The 12610-nt window shown below is 61.4% G+C and carries 10 protein-coding genes; 6 read left to right on the top strand and 4 right to left on the bottom strand.

Annotated features, from left to right (window positions below):
• The first annotated feature begins 115 nt into the window (after positions 1–115).
• Complete coding sequence (locus tag P5W99_RS03845) at positions 116–1336, top strand: glycosyltransferase family 87 protein (RefSeq protein WP_434661919.1); 1221 nt, start codon at positions 116–118, stop codon at positions 1334–1336.
• 878 nt (positions 1337–2214) lie between these two features.
• On the top strand, positions 2215–3153 hold the full coding sequence (locus P5W99_RS03840) for a hypothetical protein (protein ID WP_434661917.1): 939 nt from the start codon (positions 2215–2217) through the stop codon (positions 3151–3153).
• Positions 3154–4102: 949 nt separating this feature from the next.
• Here the strand turns inward: P5W99_RS03840 and argE are convergent.
• The 4 genes from argE to P5W99_RS03820 are packed head-to-tail and all read right to left on the bottom strand — an operon-like array spanning position 4103 to position 7805.
• Positions 4103–5266, bottom strand: coding sequence for an acetylornithine deacetylase (gene argE / locus P5W99_RS03835; RefSeq protein ID WP_434661915.1), 1164 nt, complete (start codon positions 5264–5266; stop codon positions 4103–4105).
• The gene (locus P5W99_RS03830; protein WP_434661914.1) at positions 5259–5936 is read right to left on the bottom strand and encodes a DUF1028 domain-containing protein; all 678 of its coding nucleotides are present in this window, start codon (positions 5934–5936) and stop codon (positions 5259–5261) included. The genes argE and P5W99_RS03830 overlap by 8 nt, the downstream gene beginning before the upstream one ends.
• A 53-nt stretch (positions 5937–5989) precedes the next feature.
• A complete protein-coding gene (locus tag P5W99_RS03825) occupies positions 5990–6427 on the bottom strand; it encodes a RidA family protein (RefSeq protein WP_035526458.1) in 438 nt (145 codons plus the stop codon).
• Between the two features lie 28 nt (positions 6428–6455).
• Complete coding sequence (locus P5W99_RS03820; protein ID WP_434661912.1) at positions 6456–7805, bottom strand: flavin-containing monooxygenase; 1350 nt, start codon at positions 7803–7805, stop codon at positions 6456–6458.
• Between the two features lie 216 nt (positions 7806–8021).
• Here P5W99_RS03820 and P5W99_RS03815 point away from each other — a divergent pair, with 216 nt between their 5' ends.
• From P5W99_RS03815 to P5W99_RS03800, 4 genes are all read left to right on the top strand, one after another.
• Complete coding sequence (locus P5W99_RS03815) at positions 8022–8948, top strand: LysR substrate-binding domain-containing protein (protein ID WP_421023323.1); 927 nt, start codon at positions 8022–8024, stop codon at positions 8946–8948.
• 177 nt (positions 8949–9125) lie between these two features.
• Complete coding sequence (locus P5W99_RS03810; RefSeq protein WP_434661910.1) at positions 9126–10283, top strand: SRPBCC family protein; 1158 nt, start codon at positions 9126–9128, stop codon at positions 10281–10283.
• Positions 10284–10313: 30 nt separating this feature from the next.
• Positions 10314–11507, top strand: coding sequence for an ABC transporter ATP-binding protein (locus P5W99_RS03805; RefSeq protein ID WP_434661908.1), 1194 nt, complete (start codon positions 10314–10316; stop codon positions 11505–11507).
• A 1-nt stretch (position 11508) separates the two neighbouring features.
• A complete protein-coding gene (locus P5W99_RS03800; RefSeq protein ID WP_421023320.1) occupies positions 11509–12555 on the top strand; it encodes a polyamine ABC transporter substrate-binding protein in 1047 nt (348 codons plus the stop codon).
• The last annotated feature ends 55 nt before the right edge of the window (positions 12556–12610 follow it).

The raw sequence follows: 12610 nt of genomic DNA, 5'->3' as shown, positions 1-12610 counted from the left end.
AAAGAAGCCGTATTGGTTCGTTTGCCGACAAACATTCATTTACAACGCCCCCAAACTGTCACGATTCACCGTTGGCGGAATCAATGCAGAAGCAGGAATTGCGGGGGAGTCGTTCATGGACCGCAGTACGCACTGGCTGAATCGGGAGCGAATCAAAATCTACCCGCGAATCGTGCTGGGTCTGATTGTGGTCGTCTTCATTGCCTGGGTTCTGCTGTCGAAGGATATGCTGGACCTGCAAGGCAAACCCCTCGGCGCCGACTTTATTGCGTTTTGGGCTGCCTCTCATATCGCACTTGCCGGGCATGCTGAGGATGCCTACAACCTCTCGTCGCTATTCAAGGCCGTGCAGGTTGCGGTGCCTGCCTCGCAGTCGATCTTCGGCTGGTACTATCCGCCCAGCTTCTATCTGGTCGTGCTGCCGCTGGCACTACTGCCCTACCTGGCGGCATATTTGACCTTCATTCTGTCGACACTGACCTGCTATCTGCTGGTCTTGCGTCGCATCGTCTTCAACACGACAGCGAAGTGGTGTCTGGCGGCGTTCCCCGGCTTATGGATGAACGTCTTTCACGGTCAGAACGCATTCCTCACAGCGGCGCTCGCCGGGGCCGCAATGCTTTGCCTCAGGCGGCGGCCCGTCCTGGCCGGCGTGTTCATCGGACTGCTCACGCTGAAGCCTCAACTTGCCGTGCTATTTCCGGTTGCGTTACTCGCGATCGGCGCGTGGCGGACATTGATCTCCGCCGCTTTGACTGCCTTGTGCTTCTTCGGTCTCGGTACCGCGGTGCTGGGGACTGACACGATCCGTGGATGCATTGCCAGCCTGGGTGATGCGCGGCACTTTCTCGAAAGCGGCGTGCTCCCCTGGGCCAAGATGCCGAGCGTCTTCGCGTTCCTGCGATTACTCGGCACGCCCGTCATCGGCGCGTACGCCGTGCATGGCCTGGTCGCGGCGGGCGCCGTGTTTGCCGTGTGGTATGTCTGGCGCCGTTGCGCTGACTGGGAACTGCGCGGCGCCGCCCTCTTTGCAGCGACGTTCCTTTGCAGCCCTTACATGTATGACTATGACCTCGCATGGCTGGCGTTTCCGATCGGCTGGCTGGCACTGACTGGCTTGCGCACCGGCTGGCTACGCGGTGAACGGGAAGTACTCGTGGCGGCGTGGTTATTACCGTTGGCGATGGACCCGGTGGCGACTGTGCTGCATGTTCAAATTGCTCCGTTTGTCCTGATCGCGCTGCTCGTAATCGCCGTGCGTCGTGCAGCCAGGTCGTCGAGAACGGCCTCTATGGTCGTTCAACGCCAAAATAGCGGATTCATTTCGGCACAATAGCTTTCATGCTCGATGCACTCGCGAGCTTCATCATCGGTCGAGTGCCTGGCCCGGTGGAGCAGGTGTGTTGAGCACGACGAGATCGCGAATTGGCTGCTCGTGGTCCCTGACGAGAACCAGGTTACAGGCCGAGCTATTCGATATCGAGTGCGATCGACACAAGCAGCAGCAGTACGGACGACCAGACGAACAGATCTCCAAACAGACTGGACGTACCGAATCCAGCACCTGCCATCACGCTCGATAACCAGAAAGTGAATGCACTCATCATGAGCACAGCATGATGAAGGTTACATTGCGTCGCTTTGCTTCTGCTGTCGCTTTGTTCGCGTCGCTGTGCATCATCGAGTGAAGAACCATTGTCATCAATTTCCGCATTGCGCAGCGGGGACGTGAAATGTTTCCATGTCCGCGCGGGGCGCGTCCGTGCGCAAGCCCATACAGCGTCGTATCTAACATGACTTTCACAATGTTCCCCGTTGGGCGGTAATCAGTAAGTCACGATTCGGCCAGCGTCGGCCCGCTGCATCAAGTCCACTGCATTAACCTGGACGCAATGACCGAGCTAGGCATGCCGGTGACAATGTCGTGCCGCACAGGCTCCGCGGCACCGACTTTGCGGATTAATGGAAGTCGCGTTTTGTGGCGGCCGATGGCCTTGCCCAGTCGGCACACCCAACCGTATATGCGTCGCCTGGGCCGGTGACTGTCGGGAATTTTTCGCCGTTTAGACAGCCTCGCTTTCACGCGGAGAGAATGCGCTTCTTCAGGCTGAAATCCTCCGCCCTGGAGGGCGGAGGATTTCGGTAGCAGGCAGCCGCGAGGTGCGGCTGTTCACTGAAATGCCTTTCCAGGCACCCGCAGACGATTGACTTCTAGTGCGTACCGCCGTGCCCGCCGTTGCCGTTGCCTTGACCGCCGTTGCCGTGGCCACCGCTACCCTGGCCGCCGTTACCCTGACCACCGCTGCCCTGACCACCGCTGCCCTGGCCGCCGTTACCCTGGCCGCCGTTACCCTGACCACCGGTACCGTGGCCTCCGCTACCCTGGCCTCCGCTACCGTGGCCGCCGGTACCGTGGCCGCCGCTTCCCTGGCCACCGCTTCCCTGACCGCCGCTACCCTGACCGCCGCTACCCTGACCACCGGTACCCTGGCCGCCGTTACCCTGACCACCGGTACCGTGGCCTCCGCTACCCTGGCCTCCGCTACCGTGGCCTCCGCTACCTTGGCCGCCGGTACCGTGGCCGCCGCTTCCCTGGCCACCGCTTCCCTGACCACCGGCACCGTGGCCGCCACTTCCCTGACCGCCGCTTCCCTGGCCGCCGCTTCCCTGGCCGCCGTTGCCCTGACCACCGCTGCCCTGACCACCGGTACCGTGGCCACCGCCTCCCTGGCCGCCGCTACCTTGGCCTCCGCTACCTTGGCCTCCGCTACCCTGACCACCGCTACCGTGGCCGCCGCTGCCCTGACCACCGCTACCCTGGCCTCCGCTACCCTGGCCTCCGCTACCCTGGCCTCCGCTACCCTGACCACCGCTACCGTGGCCGCCGCTGCCCTGACCGCTGCCACCCTGACCACCGCTACCGTGGCCGCCGCTGCCCTGACCACCGCTTCCCTGACCACCGCTGCCCTGACCACCGCTGCCCTGACCACCGCTTCCCTGACCACCGCTTCCCTGGCCGCCAGCACCTTGCGAACCGCCACCCTGACCGCCGGTACCTTGCGCCCCGCTACCTTGCGCCCCGCTACCTTGGCCGCTGCCCGTCTGTGCCCCCGCACTCTGACCACCGGCACCCTGCTGGCCACCGCTGCTTGAACTACCCGCGGTGGTACCTCCCATGCCACTACCAGGTGTTCCAGTGTCACCAGCGCCACCGTTTGCAACTCCCGCGTTGGCTGCCCCCACATTGGCACCGACACTACCAGAGAGGCCACCCCCACTGCCAACACCCGTATTTCCGGTGCCGGCGCCCGTGCCGCCGTCCGTCGCAACGCCTCCCGTGCCGGGCCCACCCGAGCCGCTGCCATCGCCCGGTCCCTGTCCCGGGCTCGCAGCCGAGCCGACGCCTACTCCCGTCCCACGCACGCCGCCTGGCATCTGCGGACCGGCCGCAGCGAAAGCATCAGCTGCGCCCATAGACCAATCGATACTGCCTTGCCGAAATGACAGACCTACGCCATCTGCGAGGACGTCGGGCGCGTTCCCTGCAGTGGATGGACTGGCCACCGCCGTCGCCGCTTGCAGACTAACCGCCAGCATCGCCAGAACTGGCACCCATTCCTTCCCCCCCCGGGTCTTGGTTTTCATTTTGGATTCCAAATTAATTATCCATCGACGTCGACCATGGACGCCTCTCAAGCAGCGCCACCGATCGCTCAGCGTGGCCGCCCCCCTTTTACGTGTCGTTAAGGTATCCGGGACACAGATAGCGAACCGTTCGCTACCTCACTGAGCGATTGAAAGCGGGAGGAAATCCGAAATAACGAATCCGACAGACGAGGGCTGGGTAGCCCAGCCTCAGGAAGTTCGCCGTTTCGACGGTTGACACGTTGCGCAGCCAACGATCGCTTTGGCAGTGATGTCGCGATTGGGCGTTCGGCGAGTGAAGGAGTGGTTCAGCCGTTCGAATGACGGCATGGCGGTGTGTGCGGCCGACAACATTTGGCCGCGGCCGATTGCGCGTAAACGCGAGGCAATCGGCCAATCGGTAGACTTCGGTGCTTTTAGGACCGTCGATCGACGGCAGGAGACGTGACGAGATGCATCAACCCGCGCCAACAGAGTACCGCGCGACGCGTTTCATCATCGAATCGCAGCCGTGAAGTTGTTCGACCGTCAGATATTCATCGGGTTTGTGCCCTTGATCCATGCTGCCCGGGCCGCACACGACAGCAGGAATGCCCGCGAAGTTGAATAGCCCGCCCTCGGATCCGTACGCTACCGTACCAAACTCCTGGGAGTCGCTTAGCATTGCCAGAATACGCGCCGCTTCGCTGTCTGGCGGCGTGGCGAGTCCTGGATAGGCGGAAAGCAATTCGAAGCGGATCTCGGTATCGGATTTCACGGCGCGCATCTTCGGTAGCAGTTCCGTTCGCGCATACGTCTGCAAATCGTCGGCAACCTGGTTTGCGTCGAAGCCCGGCAGCGCGCGCACTTCGAAATCGAATTCGCATTCCGCCGGCACGATGTTGAGCGCGCGGCCGCCTTTGATGACGCCCGTCTGCACCGTGGAATACGGCGGATCGAAGCGCTCGTCATGATGCTCCGGCCGCGCCAGGCGCTCGCCTATCTCCTCCAGGCGACTGATCAGACGCGCCGCGTGCTGAATGGCGTTGACGCCATACGGCGCATATGCGGAATGGCAAGCCGCGCCCTTCACCTGGCAGCGCATCGCGAGTTTGCCCTTGTGGCCCAGCACGGGCTTCAGTTCGGTGGGCTCACCGATCAGACACAACAGCGGCTTGTGCGGACGCTTTTCCAGCTCGGCGAGCATCGGCCTCACGCCGAGGCATCCGACCTCTTCGTCGTAAGAAAACGCGAGATGCACCGGAATCTTCAATTCGCTTTCGAGGAACAGCGGCACCGCCGCCAAAGCCGACGCGAGATAGCCCTTCATATCAGCCGTACCACGTCCGTAGAGCCGCCCGTCTTGCTCGGTGAGCCTGAACGGATCGACACTCCACGCTTGTCCGTCGACCGGCACGACATCCGTATGCCCCGACAGCACGATCCCGCCACGATCGCGCGGCCCGATGGTTGCGAACAGGTTCGCCTTCGTACGCTCCGGGTTGTAGAACAGTTCGCACTCGACGTGCAGTTGCGCGAGGTAATCGCGAATAAACTCGATCAGCTTCAGATTCGAATCGCGACTGACCGTCGCGAAGCCAATCAGACTTTCGAGCAGATCGCGGCTCGTCGTTTCACTCATCGCCAGGGACTCCGTAGTTTGGCGCGGCGGTCGGGTTCAAGGCGCGAGTCACGTAGTCCTGCATCTGCGGCTGGTACGCGTGCCAGAGACCATCGAGCTTGCCGAGGGGATCATCATCGGCCCAATCGACGCGCAGATCGACGAGTGGCCAGCTCTGCTCCCCGGCGATTTTCAGCGCGGCCGAATGCACGGGCCCTGCTTCGCCGCCCGCCGCGAGCGCCGCATGCATCGCGGCAAGCAATCGGTCGGCAAGGTGACCCGACGCATTCTCGAATGCGGGAATCATCGCCTCGATCACGTGAACGCCCGAGAGCATATTGCCCGCCGCGACGCATTGCTTTCCCGCAACCGCGTGATAGGTGCCGAGCGCTTGCTTGCCGCTGAAAAACGCGGTGCGTCCTTGTGCATCGACCACCGTCACCTGCCGGTACTCGTTCCATTCGCTCTCGCCCAGCGCTCGATCCAGCGCTGCCGCCGGATCGAGCTTCGCACTCTCCATATGATCGAGGATCCGCGGCCCGAGCGCGGGCAGCGTGACGTTCTGCGTCGCGACCACGCCAACGCCCGCGCGCACCCACGGACAGCGCGCGCCCACCGCGATGCTCGATGAACTGATCGCAATGCCAAGCTGGCCGGTCCGCTCGCAACGCCCGACGATAGAAAAAGTCATGTCCTCTCCTTTAACGCCCCTTTAACACCCCTTTAACACCCCTTTAACGTCTTTCAGGCCTGCGGCGGCACCCATCCATCGGGAATGACGGCGATCACGTCGATTTCCATCAGCCATTCCGGCTGCCCCAGCGCCACGACAGTGAGACCGGTGGAAATGGGGAATACGCCCTTGAGCCATTTGCCGACTTCGCGATACACGGGCTCGCGAAAGCGCACATCGGTGAGATAGGTCGTCGTCTTGACGATATGCGAGAGATCGCTGCCCGCCTCTTCGAGCAACTGCTTCACGTTCTTCATCGCCTGCTCGGCCTGCGCGCGTGGATCGCCAAGACCGACGAGATTGCCGTCGAAGTCCGTGCCGATCTGGCCGCGCACGTAGACGGTGTTGCCGGCACGCACGGCCTGGCAAAGGTCGTTGTCGAGCGATTGATTGGGGTACGTATCCTTCGTGTTGAACATGCGGATACGGGTATGCGTAGGTTGACTCATCGATGCACCTTCCTGGATATGTTCGAAATCAGTTCACGCCCATCTCGCTGACCTTGCGGACCTTCGATTCGTCGGGTGCGCTCTCGACGCTTTCGGCGCGCTTGTCTTCCACATGCCGTTGCGGCGTATCGTAATAGGTCTGGTATTTGCGCTGCGTGACGATGTGGTCGGCAATATGCTTCGCATCGTGCCACACGCCCCAGATAAACGCGGAGCCACGGCGCGAAAGCCAGGGCAGACCGAGGAAATAGATGCCTGGCTCCTTCGCGACGCCTCGCTGATGTTTGGGCTTGCCCTTCTCGTCGAACGTATCGACTTTCAGCCAGTTGAAGTCGACCGCATAACCGGTGGCCCAGATGATCGACGTCACGCCTGCCTTCGCCAGATCGAGTTCGGAAAGCGGATGCGTCATGCACTCCGGATCGGGGCCAATGATGCGCGCTTCGGGCTCCTCGGGAAGATCGAGGCCGTTGCGTCGAGCATAGGCATCGGCTGCATCGAGCAGCAACAGATAGTTCTCGTCGCCGCGGCGGATGTTATCGGCGAGATCGGCCTCGAACGTAACGGTCGTGCCGTTGAACGATTTCGTCAGGCCGACGAGCGTGATGCCCTGCTGCGCGAGGCGCCTGAAGTCGACCGTATGACCGCCGCGCGCGCCGCTCACTGCAATGGTCACGTGCTCGCGGCCGGGCTTCATGACTTCCGCGTCCCATTCGCCGAGCACGCCAAGCCACCAGCAGAAGTCGCGTCCGCGATACCCGCGCGGCGGACGATCGTGCGCGCCCACCGACAAATAGACGCGCCGGCCCGAGCGCTGCAATTCATCGGCGATCTGCACGCCCGACGATCCCGCACCGACCACCAGCACGCCGCCTTCGGGCAATTGCTGCGGATTGCGATAGTCGGCGGAATGGATCTGCGTGAGTCGATCCGAGGTTGACGCAATGGGCGGAATCACTGGCCGCTGAAACGGTCCGGTCGCAACGACGACGCGCTGCGCTTCGAACGTTCCGTCCGTTGTATCCACGGTAAAGCCGGGCCGCCCGACATTGCGCACGACCTTCTTTACTTCGACGCCGGTGCGAATTGGCGCGTCGAACTTCTTCGCATAGGCAACAAAATAGTCTGCGATCTGCTCTTTCCCCGGGAAGCCGTCGGGATTGAAATCAGCGAATTCGAGGTTGGGAAAACGATCGTGCCAGGCAGGCCCGTTGGCGACGAGCGAATCCCACCGCCCGGTGCGCCAGCGTTCGGCGATGCGATCGCGCTCGAGCACGATATGCGGGACGCCGAGCTTGCCCAGGTGCTCGCTCATGGCGATGCCAGCTTGCCCTGCGCCCACAACGAGCGTGTCCGTTGCCTTTATTTCGACTGTCATGGCTGAGTCCTTCGAAGGAGCAAAGTTCGGTGTGCTTGCGTCGGCTTCGCGCCGCCTCCAGACACCCTGCGTAATCTTTCGGATAGGAATCTACGCCGGCTTTCAGAATCCGAAAAATATATTAAAAAAATGCAGAGCATTGGATTCGGCTATGCAGTGATTTTTGATCACTTCACAATGCGATCCATCTGAGGACGTCAACCCGGAGCGAAGCTTATGGAAAGTCAGCCGTTGCGTTACTCGCTGCGCCAGTTGCGGTACTTCGTGGTGACTGCCGAAGTCCTGTCTTTCACGGCCGCTGCAAAGCGGCTGCATATTTCGCAGCCATCCATCTCGACCGCTCTGGCCGATCTGGAGATTTCATTCGGCGTGCAGCTGTTCATCCGGCATCACGCGAGCGGCCTGTCGCTCACCCAGGCGGGGCGCGATCTTCTCGGCCAGGCACGCAACCTCCTGAAGATTGCGGAAGAACTGCAGATGACCGCCACCGAAATGGACGGTGGCATGACGGGATCGATTGCGCTCGGCTGCCTCGTTTCTCTGGCGCCGCCGCTAATGCCGGGGCTCATCAGCCACTTTACGAGCGAGCATAGCGGCATCAGTTTTCGCACCGTCGAGGCGCATCAGGACGAGCTATTAAAAGGCCTGCACGACGGTTCGCTCGATATCGTGCTCACCTACAGTCTCGACCTGACCGAAGACATCGCGTTTACCCCATTGCTTCCCTTGCCGCCTTACGCAATCCTGCCCGCCACGCACCGGCTCGCACGCGCGCGCAAGGTATCGCTGCAGGATCTGATCGACGAACCGTATGTGATGCTGGACCTGCCGCACAGCCGGGACTATTTCGCCGCGCTCTTCGATGCCGTAGGCAGCCGTCCCGTGCCGGCTTTTCGTTCATCGCAGCCCGAAGTGGTGCGGGGGATGGTCGCCAACGGGCTGGGCTACAGCATCCTGAACTTCCCGCTGAGTTCGACGCGAACCGTCGACGGCAGCGAGTTCGTGATCAAGCGATTCAGGGACAACGTCAACGCGACGACGCTCGGGATCGCCCAATCGAAAACGATGAAAGCGCGCCAGGTAGTGTCCCGGTTCTCATCGTTTAGCGAAAGCTATATACGCCGCCTGAAGCTCGACACGTAACGTGCGATCACAACGGACCGCACGTGCTTCACAAGCCTGCATAGGAAAATCCTGTCTTTAGTATCCGAAAACAATATTTTGACTGGTAATTTGGCTTGGTAGATTACCTGTCAGACGAGACGATTAAAGCGCAGATCCTCCCCGTAGCGCGAACGCACTCGACATCAGGAGCGCCTCATGGAAAACCCCACCGTGCACACCGTGCAAACGGCAGCCCATGCTTTGGTCGACGCACTTGTGACCGGCTGCGAACGACCATTCAGCGACGCTCGCTCGATGCCTCCCGGCGTGTACACGTCGCCCGAGTTCCTGTCGCTCGAAGAGCGCGCGATCTTTGCGAAGGAATGGCAATGCGTGGGGCGTGCAAGCGCGCTGAAGGCGCCTGGCGACTACCTCACCGCGAACATCGCGTCTCAACCGGTCGTCGTGGTGCGCGACGAAAAGATGGGGCTGCGCGCAATGTCGAATGTGTGCCTGCATCGCATGTCTGTTCTGCTCGAAGGCCGAGGGAACATACGACGGATCGTCTGCCCGTATCACGCGTGGAATTATGGACTCGACGGCGCATTGAAGGGCGCACCGCTGATGGATCAGCAAGTGGGCTTCTGCAAGGAAAGCTACCGGTTGCCGGCGATCCGCTGCGAAGAATGGCAAGGCTGGATCTACGTGACACTCGATCAAGACGCACAGCCGGTTCATCAGCAGCTCGCGCAACTGAGCGACCTGATTGGCGCTTACGGCATGACGGACTACATCGAGACCTTTTATGAAGAGCACGTCTGGGATACCAACTGGAAAATCCTCGCCGAAAACTTCATGGAAAGCTACCACCTGCCGATGCTGCATCGCGCGACGGTCGGGCCGCACTCCAGACTCGAAGAGATGGAATGCCCGCCGGGTTATCCCGCGTTCAACTATCACTGGATCACGAAGGAAGCGTCGCTTCCTATCGGGAACGCTCATCCCGACAATAACCGCCTGACCGGACACTGGCGCAAGACCACCGCGCTGCTCGCGATCTATCCGACGCATCTCATCACCCTGACGCCGGGTTACTTCTGGTATCTGGTGTTGCAGCCGCAGGGCGTTGGCCGCGTGCACATCCGCTTCGGCGGCGGCCTTGCGCCCGAATTCATCGCCGATCCCGAAGCCAACGCGCACATGGCGACGCTCAAGACACTGCTCGACGAAGTGAATGCGGAAGACAAGCGCGGCGTGGAAGCGGTGTTTCGTGGCGTGCATGCGCCGCTTGCCAAGCCCGGGCACCTGAGCCACCTCGAACGTCCGAACTTTGACTTCGCACGTTATCTCGCGTCGAAGCTCACTGCGCGTTAATCGAAGCACCCTCGACAGGACGCTATCACGATGTCTAACCCATCCTTCATTTCGTTCTCAGGTGTGAGCAAGTCGTACGACGGCGTGAATTACGTGGTCGACGATTTGAACCTTGATGTGCGAAAGGGCGAGTTTCTGTCGCTGCTTGGTCCGTCGGGGTCGGGCAAAACGACCACGCTCATGATGCTTGCGGGCTTCGAGTCGCCCACACAAGGCGAAATACGCCTCGACGGAAAGCGTCTCGACGACAAGCCACCGCACCAGCGTGACATCGGCATGGTCTTTCAAAACTATGCGCTCTTTCCGCATCTCACGATTGCGGAGAACGTCGCATTTCCCTTATCCGTGCGACGTGTGAGCCGCGCGGACCAGAAAGTGCGCGTGAAGCGAGCGCTGGAGATGATCGAGTTGCCGCATCTGGCCAACCGGCGTCCAGCGCAACTCTCGGGTGGACAACAGCAGCGCGTGGCGCTGGCGCGCGCACTCGTCTTCGAACCGAGCGTCGTCCTCATGGACGAGCCGCTCGGCGCGCTCGACAAGCGGCTGCGCGAAACCATGCAGTACGAAATCATGCGACTGCATCGCGAGTTGTCGCTCACCATCGTCTACGTGACGCACGATCAGGCGGAAGCCTTGACCATGTCCGATCGGGTCGCGGTCTTTTCCGATGGTCGCATCCAGCAGGCCGCGTCGCCCACCGAGCTCTATGAAAACGCGCGCAACGCCTTCGTCGCGAACTTCGTGGGCGAGAACAACGGCCTGCGCGGACGCGTCGTGACGGTGAATGACAACTGGGCGACGCTCATGCTCCCGGATGGCAGCGTCATTCGCGGCCGCTGTGAACAAGACCTGAGCGAAGGCAACGAGGCGATGCTCGCCTTGCGGCCCGAGCGCGCGCACATTTGCGGCGCAGAGCAAACAGAGCCCAATGCTTCGGCCATGGCGCATAGCAACGTCGTGCGCGCCAGGGTACAGGAACTCGTGTATTGCGGCGATCACCATCGGGTGCATTTGACGCTCGGCGCGCGCGACGCGCTCGTTGTCAAGGTCCCCAACACGCAACGCCACAGCTTGCCTGCGGCCGGCGACACCATCGAGGTGGCCTGGCGCCACGACGACTGCAAGATTCTCGCTGCGAGCGCACCTCGCAGCGCCCCCGCAGTGCCTCCCCCAGCATCGCCCTCACCTTCCATCATCTCGACCGCACCCGCAGGAGCCAACTGATATGCGCACTCACATCAAAGCACAATGCGCTGCACTCGCTGTAGTCGCCTTCGCTTGCGTTTCGGCGCAAGCTGCGCAGACGCTCAATGTCGTCACCTTCGGCGGTGCCTATGAGGCGGCGGCGAAAAAGGCCTATTTCGATCCATTCACGCAATCGACCGGCGTCAAATTTTCGCTGGAATCGTACGACGGCGGCCTCGCAAAGCTTTCGGCGATGGAGCAGGCGAAGAACACGACATGGGATCTCATCGATCTCGAGAGCAATGACGCGATCACGGCCTGCGACGAAGGGCTCCTCAAGAAGTTCGACAAGAAGAGTCTTGGCAATACGAGCGATTTCATTGCCGGATCCATCAGCGACTGCGCGGTGGCAAGCATGGTGTGGTCCACGGTCTACGCCTACGATGCGAGCAAGCTCAAGACTGCGCCGCAGACCATCAGCGACTTCTTCGACTTGAAGAAATTCCCCGGCAAGCGGGGCTTGCGCAAGTCGCCGAAGGGTTCGATGGAATGGGCGCTCATTGCCGATGGCGTGGATCCGAAAGACGTCTACAAGGTTCTCGGAACGCCTGCGGGCGTCGACCGTGCCTTCAAGAAGCTCGACACGATCAAGAAGAACATCGTGTGGTGGGAGTCCGGTGCGCAGGCGCCTCAACTGCTCGCCGACGGCGCCGTCGTGATGACACAGGCGTACAACGGCCGAATCGACGACGCGGCGAAGAAGGATCAGAAGCCGTTCAAGATCGTCTGGGACGCGCAGGTCTACGACTATGAATGGTGGGGCATTCCGGCGGGCGCAAAGCATGCCGACGAGGCCGCGAAGTTCATCGCGTTCGCATCGCAGCCGAAAGCCTATGCCGATCTTTCGAAGTACATCGCCTATGCGCCGCCGCGCAAGGACGCGATTGCGCTCGTCGACAAACAACGGCTCGCCGATCTGCCGACCGCGCCGGATAACTTCAAGCGCGCCATCCAGATCAATTCGACCTTCTGGGCCGATAACGCCGACGAGATCAACAAGCGCTTCCAGGTTTGGCTGACGCAGTAATTCCGCAGTAAAACGCCCATCGAAAGAGAGCCCGCTGTGACCGCGACTACCCATA

Source organism: Paraburkholderia sp. A3BS-1L, from assembly GCF_051125215.1.
In the GTDB taxonomy this organism is placed as follows: domain Bacteria; phylum Pseudomonadota; class Gammaproteobacteria; order Burkholderiales; family Burkholderiaceae; genus Paraburkholderia.
Note: the sequence above shows the minus strand (reverse complement) of the source record. Positions and strands in the feature narration are given on the sequence as shown.

Coding starts and splice junctions, on each gene's coding strand:
- P5W99_RS03845 (WP_434661919.1), top strand. CDS start 116: ATGGACCGCAGTACGCACTGGCTGAATCGGGAGCGAATCAAAATCTAC.
- argE (WP_434661915.1), bottom strand. CDS start 5,266: ATGAGTGAAACGACGAGCCGCGATCTGCTCGAAAGTCTGATTGGCTTC.
- P5W99_RS03830 (WP_434661914.1), bottom strand. CDS start 5,936: ATGACTTTTTCTATCGTCGGGCGTTGCGAGCGGACCGGCCAGCTTGGC.
- P5W99_RS03825 (WP_035526458.1), bottom strand. CDS start 6,427: ATGAGTCAACCTACGCATACCCGTATCCGCATGTTCAACACGAAGGAT.
- P5W99_RS03820 (WP_434661912.1), bottom strand. CDS start 7,805: ATGACAGTCGAAATAAAGGCAACGGACACGCTCGTTGTGGGCGCAGGG.
- P5W99_RS03815 (WP_421023323.1), top strand. CDS start 8,022: ATGGAAAGTCAGCCGTTGCGTTACTCGCTGCGCCAGTTGCGGTACTTC.
- P5W99_RS03810 (WP_434661910.1), top strand. CDS start 9,126: ATGGAAAACCCCACCGTGCACACCGTGCAAACGGCAGCCCATGCTTTG.
- P5W99_RS03805 (WP_434661908.1), top strand. CDS start 10,314: ATGTCTAACCCATCCTTCATTTCGTTCTCAGGTGTGAGCAAGTCGTAC.
- P5W99_RS03800 (WP_421023320.1), top strand. CDS start 11,509: ATGCGCACTCACATCAAAGCACAATGCGCTGCACTCGCTGTAGTCGCC.